At 73.1% G+C, this 18,968-nt stretch carries 22 protein-coding genes; 8 read left to right on the top strand and 14 right to left on the bottom strand.

Going from position 1 to position 18,968, the window contains the following annotated elements; translation table 11 throughout:
- Nucleotides 1-269: 269 nt before the first annotated feature.
- Together ACIBST_RS31950 and ACIBST_RS31945 are read left to right on the top strand one after the other, a co-directional pair.
- Nucleotides 270-1,160 (top strand): alpha/beta fold hydrolase, encoded by an 891-nt coding sequence (locus tag ACIBST_RS31950; protein WP_397177068.1) that lies wholly within the window; start codon nt 270-272, stop codon nt 1,158-1,160.
- Between the two features lie 13 nt (nt 1,161-1,173).
- Nucleotides 1,174-2,079: an oxygenase MpaB family protein gene (locus tag ACIBST_RS31945; protein WP_397177066.1), complete on the top strand. Its 906-nt coding sequence runs from the start codon at nt 1,174-1,176 to the stop codon at nt 2,077-2,079.
- Nucleotides 2,080-2,094: 15 nt separating this feature from the next.
- On the opposite strand, the gene ACIBST_RS31940 is transcribed toward ACIBST_RS31945, so the two are convergent.
- The 4 genes from ACIBST_RS31940 to ACIBST_RS31925 all read right to left on the bottom strand — a co-directional run bounded on the left by ACIBST_RS31940 (nt 2,095) and on the right by ACIBST_RS31925 (nt 5,073).
- On the bottom strand, nt 2,095-3,018 hold the full coding sequence (locus ACIBST_RS31940; protein ID WP_397177064.1) for a RecB family exonuclease: 924 nt from the start codon (nt 3,016-3,018) through the stop codon (nt 2,095-2,097).
- Nucleotides 3,019-3,738: an MBL fold metallo-hydrolase gene (locus tag ACIBST_RS31935; RefSeq protein ID WP_352352854.1), complete on the bottom strand. Its 720-nt coding sequence runs from the start codon at nt 3,736-3,738 to the stop codon at nt 3,019-3,021.
- An 11-nt stretch (nt 3,739-3,749) separates the two neighbouring features.
- Complete coding sequence (locus ACIBST_RS31930) at nt 3,750-4,364, bottom strand: MarC family protein (protein WP_352319244.1); 615 nt, start codon at nt 4,362-4,364, stop codon at nt 3,750-3,752.
- A gap of 82 nt (nt 4,365-4,446) precedes the next feature.
- Entirely contained in the window at nt 4,447-5,073 is a 627-nt protein-coding gene (locus ACIBST_RS31925) for a DUF6758 family protein (protein ID WP_397177063.1), read from the bottom strand.
- A gap of 74 nt (nt 5,074-5,147) precedes the next feature.
- Between ACIBST_RS31925 and ACIBST_RS31920 the strand changes: the two genes are divergently transcribed.
- The gene (locus ACIBST_RS31920) at nt 5,148-5,549 is read left to right on the top strand and encodes an NUDIX hydrolase (protein ID WP_397177062.1); all 402 of its coding nucleotides are present in this window, start codon (nt 5,148-5,150) and stop codon (nt 5,547-5,549) included.
- Here ACIBST_RS31920 and ACIBST_RS31915 read toward each other — a convergent pair.
- A complete protein-coding gene (locus ACIBST_RS31915) occupies nt 5,533-8,433 on the bottom strand; it encodes a hypothetical protein (RefSeq protein ID WP_397177060.1) in 2,901 nt (966 codons plus the stop codon). The genes ACIBST_RS31920 and ACIBST_RS31915 overlap by 17 nt on opposite strands.
- Before the next feature lie 524 nt (nt 8,434-8,957).
- Nucleotides 8,958-9,884: a lysostaphin resistance A-like protein gene (locus tag ACIBST_RS31910; protein WP_397177058.1), complete on the bottom strand. Its 927-nt coding sequence runs from the start codon at nt 9,882-9,884 to the stop codon at nt 8,958-8,960.
- 188 nt (nt 9,885-10,072) lie between these two features.
- On the opposite strand from ACIBST_RS31910, the gene ACIBST_RS31905 reads away from it, so the two are divergent.
- Nucleotides 10,073-10,843 (top strand): hypothetical protein, encoded by a 771-nt coding sequence (locus tag ACIBST_RS31905; RefSeq protein ID WP_397177056.1) that lies wholly within the window; start codon nt 10,073-10,075, stop codon nt 10,841-10,843.
- The gene (locus ACIBST_RS31900; RefSeq protein ID WP_397177054.1) at nt 10,840-11,397 is read left to right on the top strand and encodes a DUF6529 family protein; all 558 of its coding nucleotides are present in this window, start codon (nt 10,840-10,842) and stop codon (nt 11,395-11,397) included. The genes ACIBST_RS31905 and ACIBST_RS31900 overlap by 4 nt, the downstream gene beginning before the upstream one ends.
- Here ACIBST_RS31900 and ACIBST_RS31895 read toward each other — a convergent pair.
- Genes ACIBST_RS31895 through ACIBST_RS31870 form a run of 6 tightly spaced genes read right to left on the bottom strand, consistent with a single transcriptional unit; the run spans nt 11,387 to nt 15,262 of the window.
- Nucleotides 11,387-12,319 (bottom strand): HpcH/HpaI aldolase/citrate lyase family protein, encoded by a 933-nt coding sequence (locus ACIBST_RS31895; protein ID WP_397177053.1) that lies wholly within the window; start codon nt 12,317-12,319, stop codon nt 11,387-11,389. The genes ACIBST_RS31900 and ACIBST_RS31895 overlap by 11 nt on opposite strands.
- A 60-nt stretch (nt 12,320-12,379) precedes the next feature.
- A complete protein-coding gene (locus ACIBST_RS31890; protein WP_397177051.1) occupies nt 12,380-12,976 on the bottom strand; it encodes a sulfite oxidase-like oxidoreductase in 597 nt (198 codons plus the stop codon).
- 2 nt (nt 12,977-12,978) lie between these two features.
- Entirely contained in the window at nt 12,979-13,248 is a 270-nt protein-coding gene (locus ACIBST_RS31885; RefSeq protein ID WP_397177050.1) for a DUF6510 family protein, read from the bottom strand.
- Nucleotides 13,249-13,258: 10 nt separating this feature from the next.
- Nucleotides 13,259-13,984 (bottom strand): ferredoxin reductase, encoded by a 726-nt coding sequence (locus ACIBST_RS31880; protein WP_397177048.1) that lies wholly within the window; start codon nt 13,982-13,984, stop codon nt 13,259-13,261.
- Nucleotides 13,954-14,565: a molybdopterin-dependent oxidoreductase gene (locus ACIBST_RS31875; protein WP_352319223.1), complete on the bottom strand. Its 612-nt coding sequence runs from the start codon at nt 14,563-14,565 to the stop codon at nt 13,954-13,956. The genes ACIBST_RS31880 and ACIBST_RS31875 overlap by 31 nt, the downstream gene beginning before the upstream one ends.
- 55 nt (nt 14,566-14,620) lie before the next feature.
- Nucleotides 14,621-15,262: a hypothetical protein gene (locus ACIBST_RS31870; protein WP_397177046.1), complete on the bottom strand. Its 642-nt coding sequence runs from the start codon at nt 15,260-15,262 to the stop codon at nt 14,621-14,623.
- A gap of 61 nt (nt 15,263-15,323) precedes the next feature.
- Here ACIBST_RS31870 and ACIBST_RS31865 point away from each other — a divergent pair, with 61 nt between their 5' ends.
- Nucleotides 15,324-15,692 carry a hypothetical protein gene (locus ACIBST_RS31865; RefSeq protein WP_397177044.1) on the top strand — a complete coding sequence of 123 codons (369 nt, stop codon included), beginning with the start codon at nt 15,324-15,326 and terminating at the stop codon, nt 15,690-15,692.
- Between the two features lie 66 nt (nt 15,693-15,758).
- Here ACIBST_RS31865 and ACIBST_RS31860 read toward each other — a convergent pair whose 3' ends face one another.
- Complete coding sequence (locus ACIBST_RS31860) at nt 15,759-16,646, bottom strand: EamA family transporter (RefSeq protein ID WP_397177042.1); 888 nt, start codon at nt 16,644-16,646, stop codon at nt 15,759-15,761.
- A gap of 161 nt (nt 16,647-16,807) precedes the next feature.
- On the opposite strand from ACIBST_RS31860, the gene ACIBST_RS31855 reads away from it, so the two are divergent.
- Nucleotides 16,808-18,016 (top strand): magnesium transporter MgtE N-terminal domain-containing protein, encoded by a 1,209-nt coding sequence (locus ACIBST_RS31855; protein WP_397177041.1) that lies wholly within the window; start codon nt 16,808-16,810, stop codon nt 18,014-18,016.
- Nucleotides 18,006-18,473, top strand: coding sequence for a DUF1003 domain-containing protein (locus ACIBST_RS31850; protein ID WP_397177039.1), 468 nt, complete (start codon nt 18,006-18,008; stop codon nt 18,471-18,473). The genes ACIBST_RS31855 and ACIBST_RS31850 overlap by 11 nt, the downstream gene beginning before the upstream one ends.
- Here the strand turns inward: ACIBST_RS31850 and ACIBST_RS31845 are convergent.
- Nucleotides 18,457-18,918, bottom strand: coding sequence for a MarR family winged helix-turn-helix transcriptional regulator (locus ACIBST_RS31845; RefSeq protein ID WP_397177037.1), 462 nt, complete (start codon nt 18,916-18,918; stop codon nt 18,457-18,459). The two genes, ACIBST_RS31850 and ACIBST_RS31845, sit on opposite strands and share 17 nt — an antisense overlap.
- Between the last annotated feature and the right edge of the window lie 50 nt (nt 18,919-18,968).

Genomic DNA, 18,968 nt, shown 5'->3' with positions numbered 1-18,968 from the left:
CTTTTTCGTCCGTAACGGCGCCGAGGCCGGGAGGGAGCCGTACGCGCCCCTCACGGCCTCACGGACGCACCGCCCGCCATATGCGCCCTCCACGCATCGCAGGGCCCGAGAGGCCGCCTCAGAGCCCGCCACGCCCGACTGGGGACGAGGACGTCGCCCGCCCACCTCCGGAGCGTGAAAGCCGCAAAGCTCACAAGTCGCCACAACTCGCACCAGCGTCGAAGCTTTGCCGGTGTCGAGGCGCTGACCTCTGGGTATTGTTGCCCCACGTGAGTACGCCGCGATTCCTCGACCTGCCACCCGGTGTGACGCCGCAGAAGCTCGAAACGCCCCATGGCGCGTTCGCGGCTCTGGAGGCGCTTCCGGTCAGCGGCGTGGTCGAGCGCTGGCCCGCCCTCCTGGTCCCCGGCCTGACCGGCAGCAAGGAAGACTTCATCGCGGTCCTGATGACCCTGGCCCAGTCCGGCCGCCGGGTGGTGGCCGTCGACCTGCGCGGCCAGTACGAGACCCCGGGCCCCGACGACCCCGCCGCCTACACCTGCGCCGCCCTCGGGGCCGACGTCGACCTGCTGGCCCAGGCCATCGGCGGCGGCGACCCCGTCCACCTGGTGGGCCACTCCTTCGGCGGCCTGGTCGGGCGGGAGGCCGTGATCGACGGGCGCACCCGGTTCGCCTCGTTCACGCTGATGAGCTCGGGCCCGGCGGCCATCGAGGGCAGGCGGGCGCGCAACGGCCGGGAGATCATGGACGAGATCCCGGCCCTGGGGCTCGAACACCTCTGGCACCACCGGATGGAGCCCGAGGCGCTGGCCGCCGACGTCTCCGACGAGATCCTGGCGTTCCTGCGCAAGCGGCTGCTGACCAACTCCCCCACCGGCCTGGCCCGCATGGCCGAGCAGGTCCTGCACGCCCACGACCGCACCGACGAGCTGCGCCAGATCGAGATCCCCACCCTGGTCCTCTACGGCGAGCACGACGACGGCTGGTCGCCCGAGACCCAGTCGGAGACGGCCGCCCGGCTCGGCGCCGACTGCGTGGTCGTGCCCGGCGCGGTCCACTCCCCCGCCGTCGAGGCGCCGGAGACGACGGCCGCCGCGCTGGTCAGGTTCTGGAACGCGGCCGAGAAGCACTATTTGGACACAAGGTCCAACGCCCTGTAATCCTTTACTTACTATGACGGACGAACTCGTCGTCCAGGCGCCGCGGAGCGCGACCTGGCAGGTGCACCTCGACCGTTCGATGTGGGTGGGCGGCGTCCGCGGCCTGATGTTGCAGGCGCTGCACCCGCTGGCCATGCTCGGCGTCTGGCAGAACTCCACCTTCCAGGACGACCCCTTCGGCCGCCTGCGCCGCACCGCCGACTTCGTGGGCCGGGTGACGTTCGGCAGCCCGGCGGAGGCCGACGAGATCGGCAGGCGGGTGCGCGGCATCCACAAGGCGCTGCGCATCACCGATCCGCGCACCGGGCGCACCCACCGGGTGGACGACCCGGAGCTGCTGCTGTGGGTCCACTGCGCGGAGGTGTCGTCGTACCTGGAGGTGGCCAGGCGCGGCGGGCTCGGGCTGAGCGAGCGGCAGGCCGACCGTTACCTGCGCGAGCAGCGCAGGAGCGCCTCCTACGTCGGGCTGCACCCTGAAGACGTGCCGGGCTCGTGCGCCGAGATGGACGCCTACTTCAAGCAGGCCCGGCCCGCCCTGCGGGTGACCGAGGAGGCGGCGGCGGCCGTGCGGTTCCTGCTGTGGCCCCGGCTGCCGCGCGGGCTGCGCATGCTGTCGCCGGGCAAACCGGCCTACTTCCCCTTCGGCGCGCTCTGCTACTACACGCTCCCGGAGTGGGCCCGCCGCATGTACGGCGTGCTGCCCGAGGTGCCCCCCGCGGCGGTCACCGCGGCGCTGAGGGCGTTCCGGCTGGGCATGAACGCGCTGCCGGAGCCGGTGCACGACCGGGCGTTCATGCCCTCGACGCGGGCGATGCTGGCGGGCGCGCGGGCCCGGCTCGGCGCGGCCGGCTACGACGTGAGCAAGGGGCTCAAGGGCCTGACCGACCCCCGTCGCTGGCCGGCGGCGCAGGCCGCTTGACCGTTCCGCCGGGGATCAGTCGGCCAGGCCGTCCCAGGGGTTGCGGTCGGAGCCGGCGGCCTGGCCCTCCGGGCAGTGGCGGCGGAAGTCGCACCACGAGCAGAGCGGGCCGGGGCTGGCGGCGAACACCGCGTCGAGCTCGGCGGGAACCTGGGCCGGGCCGACGACGGGACGCTCGCCCGCTCCCCGGCCCTGCGCCGAGGCCGGGCGCTTGGTCGAGGTGGGGGCGCCCATCACGGCGCGGTAGCGGTCGTCGGCGGTGGCGGCCTCGACGGCGATCTCCTCGGCGCGGCGCAGGTGCCGGCCCAGCGACTCGTCGGTGTGGCGCCACTCGACGATCTCGCCGGTGGGCAGGTGGTGCAGCTCGACCGCCCGGCACGGGGTGCGCATCATCGTGGAGGCCGCGATGGCGTACGTGGCCAGGGCCAGGGACGAGCGGGCGTCGTCCTGGGTCAGCGGGCGGCGGCCGGTCTTGTAGTCGACCACGACCAGCTCGTCGCCGCGCCGGTCGAGCCGGTCGATGCGCCCGGACAGCGCGACCACCTTGGTCCGCGTGGCGACCGTGCGCTCGACGCCGACCGGATCGTCCGCGGGATCTAAGGTCGTGACATATCCGGACACGAGGTCGCGGGCCCGGCCCAGCCACTCGGCCGACTGCTCGGCGTCCCTGAACCCCTCGGTGATCCACCCGTTCGTGAGCAGGACGGCGGCCGTCAGCGGCGTGCGCCGCTCGTACGGCTCGCGCCACCAGGCCGCCAGCGCGTTGTGCACGCTGGCCCCGACGCTGTTGTGCGCCCAGGCGGGCCCCTTGGAGGGCTGCGGCCGGTCCAGGTAGGTGAACCGGTAGCGGCGGCGGCAGTCGAGCCAGGTGTTCAACCGCGACGGCGTGCACGCGTAGAGCCGCCGCGGCATCCCGTCCAGCGGAAGCTGGTCGTACACCTACTCGTCGCCGGGGCCGAGCTTGATGCCGGAGACCCTGGTGCCGTCGGTCAGCGGGCCCTCGTCGTCGCGCGCGGCGGCCGGGTCGCGGGTCAGCGAGCCCGACACCCAGTCGTCGAAGTGCGGCTCCAGGTCGCCGACGGTGACCTCGTCACCGTGGTTGGCCAGCACCCGCGTGTCGGCCGGCAGCGTGAACAGCCGGCCGCCGATCGAGGTGAGCTGGTCGGCCAGCGCCGGGTACTCGCCGCCGAGCTTGCCCGGCCCGTCGGCCTGCAGGGCCTTGCCGGTGAAGACGGCGCCCAGCGCCTCGCAGTAGAGCGAGATCCCGCCGGGCGTGACGCCGGGCGTCTCCATGACGTCGAGCTGGACGTCGGCGACGCCGAAGACGCCGTCGTCCTCCATGTCGATGTCGGGCCAGGTCTCCCGCCAGGTCTCCCGCCACAGCGGCTTGTCCTTGGGGTGCAGGGCGACGACCGCCTCGTCTCTGCTGGCCACCTCGATGGCCGCGCCGACGTGGTCGGGCAGGCCCGCGGTGCAGATGACGGCCAGCACCTCACGCTCGCCCACCTGCTCGAGGATCTTCTCGGCGTCACGCGCCGCGTCGATGACGATGACTTCGTCGTCGTCACCGATGATCCAGGTGTTGTTCTCGACCTTGTGCTCGGTGCCGTCGATGTCGACGACGCCCTCGGTCACCACTCGCTCGATACGCGCTGTCACGCTTCCGAACTTTAGCCCGTCTGCATGAGAGCGCGAATCGCGTTGATGATGAGTTGCACGGCGAGCGCCGAGAGCAGCAGGCCGGCGATCCTGGTGACCAGCTCCACGCCGTTCTCCTTGATGACGCGGATGATGCTGACCGAGAAGCGCATGAACAGCCACAGCAGGATGTGCACGGCGGCGATGGCCAGCATCAGCGCGGCCAGCCCGTCGGCGCGTCCCTCGGCCTGCTGGGCGAAGACGATGGTCGCCACGATCGCGCCGGGCCCGGCCAGCAGCGGCGTGCCGAGCGGCACCAGGGCGACGTTGACGTTCGAGCGCACGGTGTCGGTGCGCGGCTCGGCCGTGCCGCGCAGCAGCTCCAGGGCCACCAGCAGGAGCAGCAGGCCGCCGGCGATCTGCATGGCCGGCACCTCGACGTGCAGGTACGACAGGATGGCCCGCCCGAACACCGCGAACACCACCACCAGGCAGAACGCCGTCACCGCGGCCTGCCAGGCGATGCGCCTGCGCTCGGCCGGGGTGCGGCCGAAGGTGTAGGCGAGGAAGAGCGGGATGACTCCCGGCGGGTCCATGATCACGAACATCGTCACGAACGCCTCGACGAAGAACCTGACCCCGGACACCGCTCCCCCAACCGGCCGCCCGGGGGAGGCGATCCTGTGCTCAGCCCCGCGCCCGATCCCGCGGGCGCGCGATTACCGGCCCTCAGTCTTCCAGCAGCGGCGAGAACCCGCCGAACGGCACCTCGAACTCGCGGTCGCGGGCGTCCTGGAGGGACAGCTCGGCCAGCGCGATCATGCAGCCGGCCTCGGCGGGCCAGGCGATGGTCCACAGCCAGTTGCCGAGCGCCTCGCCGGCGTAGACGGCCCGGTCGTCGATGCCGGCCAGGCACCACATGGCCGTGGGATGCCCCAGCACCTCGATCTTCGCGTTGGGCGGCCCGGAGTCGAACCCCTCGCCGGGGTCGGGCCCGTCGAGCCCCGCGAACGTCGCGCCGAGCCCGACGCCCGGTTCCTCGGCGATGACCAGCAGGTCGGCCGGCCCTTCGATCGGCGAGGGCCCGCTGAGCGCGACCACGCTGGCCCGCGAGCCGGTACGTTCGTCGCCGACCTCGCCGAACCCGGTGACCGTCCAGCCGGGCGGCAATGGCCAGGGCAGCCACACGGGCACCACCGAGCGTTTCCGCATGGCCTCCAGCGATTCGCCCGTGGGCGGTCGCGGAGGCTGGTACGGCAGGACGTCGCCGTGCGTGTCGCAATGGAACGCACTGGACGGGGTGCTCGACCCGTGAAGCGGGCCGAAGCACCTTGGGCAGGTAGGAGCCGCTCTCACAGCTACCCACGGTGCTTCCTCCGGCACGGTCGCGTCAAGACCGGGACCCGTTATCCCGTCGTAATCTTGGTCATGTGCGCGTAAATTGTGTCGGCGCGATCATTTTCGACGCCTCTGACCGGCTTCTTCTCATCCGGCGCGGCCGCCCGCCGGGCCTGGGCCTGTGGTCGCTGCCGGGCGGCCGGCTGGAGCCCGGCGAGACCGACGCGGACGGCGTCCGCCGCGAGGTCATGGAGGAGACCGGGCTGAGCGTCGAGGTGGGCCGCCTGGCCGGCACGGTGGAGCGTCCCGGGCCGGGCGGCGTCACGTACGTGATCCGCGACTACCTGGCGACCTGCGCCGGCGGCGTGCCCGTGGCCGGTGACGACGCCGCCGACGTGCGCTGGTGCGGCCCCGGCGAGCTGGCGCTGCTGCCGCTCACCGAGGGGCTGCTCGGCTGCCTGGCCGAGTGGGGGGTGCTCACCGGCTGGCGGTGAGGCTGGAGGTCCACAGGATCAGGTGGTCGGTGTCGTACGTCGTGGACCTGCCGAGCGCCACCACCTCCGTGCCGCTGATCGCCACGGCCGTCAGGGCCTGCATGCCGAGGCCGGAGAGCCGGTCCTTGGTCAGGGCCATGCGGTTCCACGACAGGCCGTCCTGGGAGACCCAGGCCGCGCTGTCGCCCTCGCCGGGGACGCCGTGCCAGCCGACCGCCACCAGGCCCTGGTCGCCGGCGGCCAGGTCGTGCACGGCCGCCGCCTGGTCCGCGGGCAGCCAGGCCGTCGTCCAGCTCTCGCCGTCGTCGTCGGACACGGCGGAGAAGGCGCGGCGTGAGCCGTCCGTCACGGCCGTGCCGATGGCGACCAGCTTGTCGTGGTACGTCGTGACCTGCCGCAGCCCGGCCGACGTGGCGTCCGGCGGGGTGACCCGTTTGCGGGCGGTCCAGTTCACGCCGTCGTCGGAGAACCAGACCACGCTGTTCTCCCGGTCGCCGGTCCCCGACCCGCCGACCGCGACGTAGCCGCCCTGGGTCGCGATCACGTCGTGGACGCGCACGCCCGAGCCGCCCTGGGGCAGCTTCCTGGACCGGGTGTACTTGCGCAGGTCGGGCGTGAACCACATGGCGGCGGCCGCCGAGCCCGCCTGGTCGCGGGACTCGCCCGCCAGCACGTACCCCTTCTTGCCCGCCGCCACGGCGTGGGTGTCCAGGTAGGGCCGGTCGCGGTCGCGGGCCAGGTCGCCCGAGACCGGCACGCGCCGCCAGTTCTCGCCGTCGTCGGAGGTGACGAGCAGGGGGTCGGTGACGGCCAGGTTCGTCTGGGTGCTGCCGGCCGCCAGCCAGCCGCGCCCGCCGTGGGCGACGTCCTCCAGGATCTGCCTGCCGGGGCCGCCGAGGCTCATCGACTTCCAGCGCTGCCAGTTGCTGATCGTCCACAGGCCGGCGTCGCCGGAGGCCGCGCCGACCGCGACGTACCGGCCGCCGGCGGCCGCCAGGCGGGTGGTCTCGCGCGAGACCCTGGTCAGGCCCTCGACCTGGCCGAGCGGGACGCGGGATGCGGCCCCGCGCGGCGGCGCGGCCATCAGCACGAGCTGGTTGTCGACGTCGGAGGCGGCCTGGTCGCCGCCGGCGAACAGGGTGCCGCCGTCGGAGATCGTGAACCCGCGCAGCGTGGCGCCCGCCAGGTCGCCGAGGTCGGCCCGCTTGGCCCAGCCGCGCCCGTCGGCGCTGGTCAGGACCGCGTACTTGCCCAAGGTGGCCTGGCTGATCGCGGCCACGCCGGACCGGTAGGAGACCAGCGACTCCACCCCGGGGCTCTCGCCGCTCAGGCCGCCGATGGAACCGCACTGCGACCACTGGGCGCCGGTGGGCGAGCAGTAGACGCGCACGCCGCCGTCGACCGTGCGCTGCCTGGTCGGCACCAGGACGAACCGTTTGGGCAGCACGGCCACCGTGCCCGTACGCGGCTCGGCCTCGGGGAGCTGGAAGCCGGTCGCCTGCCAGGCGCGTCCGCCGTCGGACGAGCGCAGCACCCGCGAGCCGGTCCCCTCGATGGGACGGCCGACGGCCACGACCGTGTCGCCCTGGGCGACGACCGCCCTGATCTCCTGGACGTCCAGGCCCCTGGTCTCCACGCGCTCCCAGGCCCGGCCGTCGGACGAGCGCCAGGCCGCCGGGCCGGGACCGCCCTCCCCCGGCGTGGCGCCGACGGCGACGAAGCCGGAGGCCGTCCTGGCGATGTCGTAGATCTGGTCGCCGGGCCGGAACGCGGCCATGCCGGTCGCGTTGACCGTCGTCCAGCTGAAGCCGTCGACGCTGGTCCACAGGCCGCGCTCGCCGGACGGGCCGTCGCCGCCGCTGGCCAGCCAGCGGCCGTCGCCGCCGACCACGCGCTGGACGATGGGCGTGGAGGCGCCGCTCACCTGGCCGAGCTGCCAGTGCTTGCCGGCGTCGGGCGAGAAAAGGAACAGCGGGCGCGGGGTCGGGCTGGTGGTGTCGCTGCCCACCGCGACCACCGCGCGGCCGACGGAGACGATGTCGTTGAGCTTCTGGTTGGTGCCGACGCCGGCGGCCGGGACGGTGAAGAGGTCGTCGCCCGAGCGGCCCGTGCCGGCCTCCAGGCGCAGTCCGGTGGCGTCGGTGTCGCTCCAGCGCCATACGAGCACCCCCGCGGCCACCAGGAGCGCCAGGGCCATGGTGAGGACGACGGGGGCGGCCCTGCTGCCCCGGTGCACGGGGCTGGACCTGCGGACGGCGGCCGGGGCCGGGCCTCTGTGGTGCCTGCCGCCGGCGCCGCCGGGGCGCGGCGGGCCGGTGGCGACCAGCAGGTCCGGTCTCGTGGGACGCCCGCCGGGCGGCCGGCCGACCCGCCTGACCTCGGCGTCCTCCTCACCGGCCGCCGCCGGCCCGGCGTCCCGCACCTCGAGGTCACGGGCTTCGGGGTCACGGGCTTCGGGGACGGGGGACTCCGGATCACGGGACTCGGGGTCGTGCGGTCCGGTGGCCTGGTGGTCAGGGGCTTCGGACCGCGGGGGCGGGGGCTGGGTGGTGGCGGGGTCGTGGGCCTCGTCGGCGGGGAGCGGCAGGTGGTAGGGCGGCTCGCGGTAGGGGCCTGCGGGGGCCGTGCCCTCCTGGGGGCCGTCTGCGGGCGGGGCCGGGGGCCCTGACGGGGGCTCGGAGGGAGGTTCAGTGGGCGGGGGCGCGGCGGGCGGTTCCTGGCGGGGCGGGCCGCCGGCGACGAGCTTGTCCGGGCGGTTGACGATGCGCCGGGGACGGCGGCGCGGCTCCACCTCGGGCTCGGCCGTCGGCGAGCTGTATGGTCTGCGCCCCTTGGGCGGCTCCTGCGGGGATTCCTCCGGGATCGGGGACGCGAACGGCGGCATGCCCCAAGGGGAGGTCAGGGGTAAGCCCCGGGCCCGGTCGTCGGTGGGCCCGGGCGGGGAGTGGCGGATCCTGGGCTCCCCGGAGGAGGACCCGGCCTGCCCGGAAGAGGTCCCGGCCTGCTCGAAGGAGGTCCTGGGCTGCCCGGGAGAGGTTCCGGGCGGCTCCGGGGAGGGGGGTTCCGCGGCGTCCTCAGGACGCGGGTCGTCGTCGTCCGGCGGTCGCCGTGGCGGAACGCTGGGGCCGGAGGCCACGCGCCGCACCTCCTAGTCGAACTCGTCGTACAGGTGGAACCCGTCGAATCGGACCTGGTCAACCGGGTGCGCGGGGAAACGGTGAGCGGACGGCCGGTTCTTACGGACCGTTCCACAAACCCCGTCCCACCTTATGCGCCTATTTTCTACCCCGTCCCACCAAAACGATCACCTCCGTGACACCCTCGCCTGTCCCACAGGAACCAGACCAGCATGCCTGAGCCGGATTGGCGAGACCTCTCTAGCGAGATTTCCCGCACCTCTCGCCTGATTTATCCGGAAACAGCACTAATTGCCCGCTTTTTGGATATATAGAACACACCAATCGCGTACACCCCGAGCTGCACCACCGTTCCCGACAACGCCTGCCACGGGATGGGCGTCTTGCCCTGATCCAGCGCGTCCTCCAGGCTGCCCGAGGCCGCGCTGAGCCCGAAGGCCAGCATGTTGTTCATCACGTGCAGCGCGATCGGCGCCTCCAGCCCACCGGTCCGTACGGCCAGCCAGCCCATCACCGCGCCGAAGGCGAACACGTCGAGCAGCCCCACCCACGAGTAGCCGTGCAGCGACGCGAACAGCAGGGACCCGATGAGGATCGCCCACACCGGATTGCGCACGTGCACGCCGACCGCCTGGACGAACCAGCCGCGGAAGATGTACTCCTCGGTCGCCGCCTGGAACGGCACCAGCAGCACGATCACCACGAGGGCGGGCAGGAACCGCCCCCAGCCGACCCAGCCGAACAGGTCGGAGTACCCCTCCCCCGACAACGACAGGGCCATGACCTGCGCGATCTGGCCCAGCACCAGCGCCAGCACGGCCAGGCCGAGGCAGCGCAGCAACCACGACCAGCGCAGCCGTCCGGCGACCGACGACAGCGTGCCGGGCCTGCGGCGCTGGACGAGCGCGGCGGTGCCGAAGACCAGCGGCAGCACGGCCGCGATCGACAGCAGCACCATCACCAGCCCGAACACCGGATCGCCGAAGATCTGCCCGGGGTCGGTCGGCGTGGGCAGGCCGAGGATCAGCTCGGCGGCCTTGCCCACGAGCAGCACGCCGGTGCCGACGACGAAGAACCCGACGCCGACGACGATCGTGCCCACGACGGCCCGCCACGGCTCGTTCGCCGCAGTACGGGCGAGATGGTCGTAACGCGCCCCCTGCGGCGTCGGCAGGAACCAGGACCGCTGCTGCGGCACGGGCGGCGGCCCATAAGGATAGACGGGCGGCCCAGGCGGCTGACTGCCATATGGCGGATTCGGTCCAGGGTTCTCCTGCATCCATACATTCTGTCTGCCGGGTGAGCATTAGTTCACAGACGACCCACCCCTTTGGGCGGATGCTCGGAGTCGTACGGCATTTTGCCCTTCCGAGTTTGGGAGCAGTCATGTCAAGGCTGGGACCTTTCATCACCCTGGCGGCGGGCGCGGTCCTGGCCGCGGGGCTGGGCGTCGCCAGCGTCACCGCGACCCCGGCGGCCGACCCCGCGCCCCCCACCCGCGCGGCGGCGGGATCCCCCACCGAGGCCGCCCCAGCGCCGTCCCCGTCCGTGTCGCGATCCGTGTCGCCGTCCGTGTCGCCGTCCGTGTCGCCGTCCGTGTCGCCGCCCGTGTCGCCGCCCGTGTCGCCGCCCGTGTCGCCCGCGCCCACGGAGGCCGCGAAGATCCCCAAGGCCGACTACGGCGGGTACGTCAAGGGCAACGGCGGCCTGATAGCGATCTCCGTCCGCGACGGCAAGGCCGTCGGCTACTTCTGCGACGGCAGGTCGGAAGCCTGGTTCAAGGGCGGCGAGGCCGGCGGCAAGGCCGTGCTGAAGGGCCCTGGGACGGCCCGGCTGACCGCCACGCTCGGCGTGGGACGCGCCAGGGGCAGCCTGTCCGTCGGCGGCGGCAGGTGGACGTTCACCGCGCCCGCCGTGGTCCGGCCGTCCGGGCTGTACCGGGCGACCGCGCAGGTCAGGGGCGCGAGGTTGCGCGCGGGCTGGATCCGCGTCCCGCGCCCCGGCGGCGGCTACGACCAGGTCGGCGCCGCGTTCCTGGGCCAGACCCAGGTGGAGATCCCCCGGCTGGACGCCGGGCGGCCCACCACCCCCGTGACCGTCGCCGGCGCCACCGTCCTGCCGAAGGACGTGGACGGCTTCATCGAGGAGATGCAATGACCGCCGTCCACCGCCCCTCGCACCGGCCCTCGCACCGCACGGCCGCCGTGCTGCTGATCCCGCTGCTGGCCGGCGGCCTGGTGGCGCTGGGGCTCGGCGTGTACGGCCGGGCGCACACGCCCACGGGGTTCGCGATCGGCCCGGCCGGGTTCTCCGGCGCGCTGCCGATGAAGGCGTGGCTGACGACCGGGGCGTTCGCGCTGGCGATCGTCCAGGTGGTCTCGGCGCTGTCGATGTGGGGAAGGCTGGGGATCGAGCTCCCGGACGCCGTCCACCGCTGGTCGGGGCGGCTGGCGTTCCTGCTCACGATCCCCGTCGCCTTCCACTGCCTGTACGCCCTGGGCCTGCAGTTCGACGTGCCGCGCGTGCTGGCCCACTCGCTGCTCGGCTGCTTCTTCTACGGCGTGTTCACGGCGAAGATGCTGGCACTGCCCAAGCGCGACGCGCCGGGCTGGACGCTGCCGGTGCTCGGCGGGCTGGCGTTCACGGCGCTGGTCGGGCTCTGGCTGACCTCGTCGTTGTGGTTCTTCACCGCGGTGGGCGTCAGGGTGTGAACGACTTCGTCCTGGACAGGCCGGCCGCCCGGCCCTTGGCGGCCACGACGAGCGCCATCTTGCGGGACGCCTCGTCGATCATCTCGTCGCCCAGCATGACCGCGCCGCGCCGCTCCACGGTGGTGTAGTGCTCGTACGCCTCCAGGATCAGCTCGGCGTGGTCGTAGTCGTCCTGGCTGGGCGAGAACACCTCGTTGGCCGCCTCCACCTGCAGGGGGTGCAGCACCCACTTGCCGTCGAAGCCGAGCGCGGCGGCCCGGCGGGCGATCCGGCGGTAGCCCTCGACGTCCTTGATCTGGAGGTAGGGGCCGTCGATCACCTGGAGGTCGTGCATCCTGGCGGCCATCAGCAGGCGCATGAGGATGTAGTGGTAGGCGTCGCCCTCCTCGTAGCCGGGCGGCTGCTCGCCGACCACGAGGGTGCGCATGTTGATCGAGGCCATGAAGTCGGCCGGCCCGAACACCAGGGCCTCCAGCCTCCTGGACGACCCGGCGATGGCGTCGGCGTTGACCAGGCCGCGGGCGTTCTCGATCTGGGCCTCGATGCCGATGCGGCCCACCTCGTAGCCCATCGACCGCTCGATCTGGGTCAGCAGGGTGTCGAGCCAGACGACCTCGGTCGGGTCCTGGACCTTGGGCAGGATCAGGCAGTCGAGGAACTCGCCGGCGCCCTCCACGACCTCGATCACGTCCCGGTACGTCCACATCGTGGTCAGGTCGTTGACCCTGACCGCGCGGGTCCTGCCGGTCCAGTCGCCCTCGCGCAGCGCGGTCACGACGTTCTTGCGGGCCTCGTCCTTGGCCAGCGGCGCGACGGAGTCCTCAAGGTCGAGGAAGACCTCGTCGGCGGGCAGGGTCTGGGCCTTCTCCAGGAAGCGGGGGTTGCTGCCCGGCACGGAGAGCACGGAACGACGTGAGCGCATGCGCCCACGCTAACGGCTGCGGGGCGGCCCGCGGCAGGCGTCCCCCGTCTATGGGCACGATCAGCTGTTCCAGTAGCGCTGCTCGCGCCACGGGTCGCCGTAGTTGTGGTACCCGGCCTGTTCCCAGAAGCCGGGCCGGTCGCGGTCGAGCAGGCGCAGGCCCTTGACCCATTTGGCGGACTTCCAGAGGTACAGGTGCGGCACCAGCAGCCGGGCCGGGCCGCCGTGCTCGGCGGGCAGCGGGTCGCCGTCGAAGGTGTGGACGATCCACGCCCTGCCGCCGCGCAGGTCGGCGAGCGGCAGGTTGGTCGTGTAGCCGCCGTGGCAGTACGCCTGCGCGAACTCCGCCTGCGTGTCCACGTCGTCGAGCAGGACGTCGATCGACACGCCCTGCCAGTCGGTGTCGAACTTCGTCCAGCCGGTGACGCAGTGGAGGTCGGTGTGCGGGGCGCTCTGGGGCAGGTCGAGCAGCTCGTCCCAGGTCCAGACGCGTTCCCGGCCGGCCTCGGTGACCAGGGTGAACGTCCAGTCGGCGGTGTCGACGCGGGGCGTCGGGCCCGCGGACAGGACGGGGAAGCCGGGCGTGAGGTACTGGCCGGGCGGCAGGCGGTCGTCGTGCCCGCCGCGGCCCTTGAAGCCCTTCGAGACGACGGCCACGGTCAGCTCCCTCCCTGCACGGGCGTCTCCAGCAGGCCGAGCCCCGGCATCGCGGCCATCATCCGGCCCGGCGCCTCCACCAGGGTCATGAGCACGTTGTCGCAGTTCGGGCAGCGCAGCACGGTGCCGGGGGCGGGGCCGTACACGGTGGCCTCCCCCAGCGGGCCGTTCATGCCGCACTGCGCGCAGACGCCCTGGGCCGCCGTCATGTCCCGGCCGAAGAACTGGGCCAGCGGGCCGGCCGCGGCGTTGCCGTCCACGGGTTGTTGCATGGTGTCTCTCCTAGCCGTACCGCTCGGTGCGGATGTCGGTGGGCGGGTAGCCCAGGGCGGTGAGGATCGCGGCGACGTGCTCGACGAACGCGGTCGGGCCGCAGACGTAGGCCAGCGGCTCGTGGGCGGGCGGCCAGGCCAGCCGGACCAGTTGCGAGCGGTCCAGCCGGCCCACGGGCTCGGGCCAGTCGGTGGGGGCCGAGCGGGTGTAGACGAAGGTCACCTCGGCGCCGGCGGACTCCAGCTCGTCGCGGTAGATCACCTGGCCGGGGTCGCGCACGGAGTAGACGAGCCGCACCGGGGTGCCGTCGCCCAGCCGGGCGCGGTGGCGCAGCATCGAGCGCAGCGGCACGACGCCGGACCCGCCCGCGACCAGCAGCAGCGGCCGCCGCTCCGGCATGGGCTCCCACACGAAGTAGCCGCCGATCGGGCCGCGCACCTCCACCTGGTCGCCGGCCCCGGCCACCTCCACCAGGTACGGCGACACCTCGCCCCCCGCCACCCTGACCACGGTGATCGAGGGCCGCTCGCCGGGCGCGCCGGCCAGCGAGTACGCCCGGGTCGCCTGGTAGCCGTCGTCGGCGGTCAGCCGCACGTCCACGTGCTGGCCGGCGCGGTGTCCCGGCCAGCCCGGCACGTCGAGCAGCAGCGTGCGCGTCTGGTCGGTCTCCGGGACGACCTCGGCGATCGTGGCCGGCTGCCAGGTCAGTCGTCGTAGTACCGCTGTTCCCGCCATGGGTCCCCGAAGTTGTGATAGCCGGACCGCTCCCAGAAGCCCGGGCGGTCCTCGTCCATGAGCCACAGCTCGTGGATCCACTTGGCGCTCTTCCACAGGTAGTGGGCGGGCACCAGCATCCGCACCGGGCCGCCGTGCTCGGGCGGGATCGGCGCGCCCTCGTAGGCGTAGACCAGCCACGCCTTGCCGTCCACGATCTCCTCGACCGGCAGGTTGGTGGCGTAGCCGCCGTAGCTGACGGCCAGGGCGTACCCGGCCGCCCGGTCGGCGCCGGTCAGCAGCCGGTCGAGGGACACGCCCGTCCAGGTGGTGTCGAGCTTGCTCCAGTGGGTGACGCAGTGGATGTCCACGGTGATCTGCTCGGCGGGCAGCGACAGCAGGTCCGTCCACGTCCAGGTGGGCTCGCCCGCGCCGCCCCTGACGGTGAACGACCACCGCTCGGTCCGGATGTGCTGCGTCGCCCCCGCGGTGAGCACCGGGAAGCCCTCGGCCAGGTACTGCCCCGGCGGCACCCGCCCGGCCAGCTCCGGCCGCGGCCGCCGGAAGTGCTTTCCGGCGAAGCCGCGAGAGACGATCCCCATGAATGCGGTTCTCCCCGGCAAGGCGCCCGGCGGACACCAGAAAAGGGCAAAGTGTTCAGCCGGTGAATCCGTGGGCGCGCAGGCGGGCGATCAGGCCGTCGATGCCGCACGGCTGGTTCCAGCCGGTCGAGGAGAAGATCTCGTCCCTGCCGCCGACGGCCCGGCCGCCGGGGTCGTCGGTCACCTCGTGCAGGATCACGCCCTGCGGGGGCGTCGACCAGGCGACCTGGCGTCCCTCGACGACTTTGCCGGTCGCTCTGGCGCGGTTCATGAACAGCAGCACCCGGGTGCCCGGGGGGACCGCGCGGGCGAAGTCGGCCACGCTGTGGACCGGCGTGCCGGCGTCGTCCACCGCCGCCCCCTGGTAGAAGGCGAGGTCCGCGACGTCCGCGGCGGCGCCCTTGAGCCGCTCGCCGACCCGGGTGCGCATCAGGACGTAATGGGTGCGGTCCCCCGGGATGCCCTCCTCGACCACGGGCCCGGCGACCCAGCCCGTCACGTGGCCGGTGACGACGGTCTCCACCTTCCCGGCGAGCGCCTCCGGCGTCGGGCGCGCCGGGTAGTCGTACACGACCTGCCGCAGGACGCGCGGGTCCAGCGGGCCCGTACGGGCGGAGGCCCGGCACGCGGACGGCGGCTCCGGAGCGGCGGCGCCGCAGCCCGCGACGAGGACGAGCACGAGGATGAACGACCGCATACCGGTGAAACGCGCGCAAGCCCCAAGCGGTTCGGGGGTTTCCGGGGGTTACAGTCTGATCGTGAGCGACGACATCGCGGCCATCGAGGAGGGCGCCAAGAAGTCCGGCATCCTCTGGCTCGCCCTCGACCGCCCGCGCCTGGCCTGGCACGCCTGGCACGACGGCGCCATCTACCTCGTGACCGGCGGCGGCGAGCAGGACCTGCCGGGGCTCGGGGCGCTCGACCGGGTGCGCGTGACGCTGCGCAGCAAGGACAACGGCGCGCGGCTGGTGGAGTTCGACGCGGAGGTCTCGGTCGTCGACCAGGCCGCGGCGGCCGACGCCGTGGCGGTGCTGGCCAAGGAGCGGCTCAACGCCCCCGACAGCGAGCACCTGACCGAGCGCTGGGCCCGCGACTCGACCGTCCTGCGCCTGACACCGCAACGCTGACCCCGGCCGCGCCCGGCCCGCGTGCCGGGCCCTGTTCCGGGCCGTGTGCCGACCTCTGCGCCGGGCTCACACCTGGGCGGTGATCTCGGCCGGGCGGTCCGGGGCGGGGGCGGGGGCGCCGCCCGAGGTGGCGGTCTGGGCGAGCAGCGCGCCGCCGAGCACGATCATCCCGCCGACGATCTGGAACACCCCCAGCGTCTCGCCGACCAGCGCCCACGCGACCACCGCGCCGCCGATGACCTCCAGCGAGGCGACCGTCGCCCCCACCGCCGCCGACAGCCGCCGCACCATGTTCATGCTGAGGATGTACGCCAGCGCGGTCGCCACCAGCACCAGCCACAGGTACGCCCCCAGCACCGGCAGCGTCGTGCCGCCCTGCGGGGCGACGGAGGTCGTGAAGGCCTCCCAGGGGATGTCCCAGGGCTGGGCGAAGGGGATGAGCACGACGGCCGAGCCGACCATGCCCCAGGCGACCAGGCCGAGCAGGTCGATGTCGGGGCCCAGGCTGTCGCCCATCAGGAAGTAACCGGCGCAGCACGCCCCGGCCAGCAGGCCGAGGAGCAGGCCGACCGCGTCCAGGCGCATGCCCTGCCACGCCTCGACGACGATCGCCAGGCCGACGAACGCGATCACCGCGCCGACGTACGCGGCCCCGGCCAGGCGTACCTTGCGGACGAGCCTGACCCAGGCCACGACCATCACCGGCGCCATGAACTCCAGCAGCAGCGCGATCCCCACCGGCAGCCGGGTGATGGCGACGAAGTAGAGCGACTGCACGCCCGCGACGGCCATCACGGTGTAGAGCCCGAGGAACGGCAGCCGCGCCCGCGGGATGCGCAGGGCCCGCGGCTTGACCACCGCCAGCACCGCGACCAGCAGCAGCCCGGCGCCCGCCATCCGGGTCCAGACGGCCTCGACCGGTGCCAGCCCGGCGGTGATGAGGTACTTGGCCATCGGCCCGGAGAACGCGAAACAACACGACGACACGAATGCCAGTGCGAGCCCCGCCAGCCTCATGGTGTACCCCTAGTGCCCGTAATCAGCGTTAAATGCGTTTGATACTGACATGCCAGGCAACCGGGGCGCAACGGCGTCTCACTGTTAGCCTGGCCCACGTGAAGATCTTCGTGGCCCGGCTGGCGGGGACCCCCGTCTTCGACCCCACGGGCGATCAGATCGGCCGGGTCCGCGACGTCGTCGTGGGCCTGCGCATCACCGGCAACCCCCAGGTGCACGGCATGGTCGTCGAGGTGCAGCCGCGCCGCCGGGTGTTCCTGCCGATCACCCGTGTGCGCCGCATCGAGGCGGGCGCGGTCGTCTTCACCGGACGGCTGAACATGCGCCGGTTCGAGCAGCGCGCCTCGGAGACGCTGGTCATCGGCGAGGTGCTCGACCTGTCCGTACGCGTCGGCGACGAGCCCATGACCGTCTACGACGTCGCCATGGAGGAGACCCTGCCGTCCCGGTGGGAGATCACCAGGGTCGCCCTCTTCAAGGGCCGCCGGCGCGAGCCCAGGACGGTCGGCTGGAACGAGGTGTCCGGCTTCGACACCCTGCAGAAGGACCAGGGCGCGGCCGGGCTGATCGCCGCGTTCGAGTCGCTGCGCGCCGCCGACATGGCCAGCGCCCTGCACGAGCTGCCCAGCAAGCGGCGCATCGAGATCGCCCGCGAGCTCGCCGACGACCGCCTGGCCGACGTGCTGGAGGAGCTGCCGCCCGACGACCAGATCGGCATCCTCGGCACCCTCGAACCCGAGCGGGCCGCCGACGTCCTGGAGGAGATGAGCCCCGACGACGCCGCCGACCTGCTGCACGACCTGCCCGAGGACCAGGCGGCCCGGCTGCTGGCGCTCATGGAGCCCGGCGAGGCGGCCCCGGTGCGGCGGCTGCTGACCTACGCCGACGACACCGCGGGCGGCGTGATGACCAGCGAGCCGGTCGTCCTGCCGCCCAACGCGACGGTGGCCGAGGCGCTGGCCCACATCCGCCAGCAGGACCTGCCGCCGGCCGTCGCCGCCCAGGTCTACGTGACCAGGCCGCCCACCGAGACGCCGACCGGCACGTACCTGGGGGTCTCGCACTTCCAGCGGCTGCTGCGCGAGCCGCCCTCGACGCTGCTCGGCCGCGTGCTCGACCCGTCGCTCGACCCGATCAGGCCCGAATTCACCCTGCGCCAGGTCCACGCCTTCCTGGCCAACTACAACCTGGTCGCCGCCCCGGTCGTGGACGAGCTGGGCAGACTCGTCGGCGCGGTGACCGTCGACGACGTCCTCGACCACCTGCTTCCCGATGACTGGCGCGAGGGGGACGCCCGTGACCACTGACCGGCTCGACCAGCCGCGGGCGCTGCGGCGCTCGCTGCGCCCGCACTACGACCCCGAGGCGTTCGGCCGCCTGTCGGAGCGCATCGCCCGCTTCCTCGGCACGGCCCGCTTCATCGTCTACATGACGGTGTTCGTGGCGATCTGGGTGATCTGGAACGTCGCGGCTCCGCCGGCGCTCAAGTGGGACCCGTACCCGTTCATCTTCCTCACGCTGATGTTGTCGCTCCAGGCCAGCTACGCCGCGCCGCTCATCCTGCTCGCCCAGAACCGCCAGGACGACCGCGACCGCATCCAGTACGAGCAGGACCGCGAGGCCGCCGACCGCAACCAGGCCGAGATCGAGTACCTCACCCGCGAGATCGCCGGCCTGCGCCTGGCCCTCAACGAGGTCGCCACCCGCGACTACCTGCGCGCCGAGCTCGGCCGGCTGCTGGAGGAGCTCAACAAACGTCAGTGACGTCGAGCCTGGCCAGCAGCGTCCGCACCGCGCCGACGTCGCCGTCGCCCAGCAGGTCGAGGAACTGGTTCTTGACCCCGCGCAGGTAGGTGGGCGTGGCCTCGGCCAGCCGCGCGGCGCCCGCCTCGGTCAGCACCGCGAACAGCCCGCGGGCGTCGTCGGAGCACGCCTCCCGCCCGACCAGCCCGTGGCGCTGCAACCGGTCGATCAGCCTGGTCAGCCCGCTGCGCGAGAGCAGCACGCGGTCGGCCAGGCCGTTCATGCGCAGCCGCCGCCCCGGCGCCTCGGCGAGCTGCGCCAGCACCTCGTACGAGGCCAGGGGAAGATCGTGGGCCACCAGCAGCTCGGCCTCCAGGCGGCGGGCGATGCGCACCTGGGCCCGCTGCAACATCCGCCAGACCGCCAGCTCCTCGGCGGTGAGCCCCTCGTCGCGCAGCAGAGTCACGCAGTAACCTTAGACGTTGTTGCACAGACACCTAACAGCGCGGATTAACT

The sequence above is a fragment of the Nonomuraea sp. NPDC049684 genome, assembly GCF_044465345.1.
In the GTDB taxonomy this organism is placed as follows: Bacteria; Actinomycetota; Actinomycetes; order Streptosporangiales; family Streptosporangiaceae; genus Nonomuraea.
This window is presented reverse-complemented; position numbering and strand designations above follow the sequence as displayed.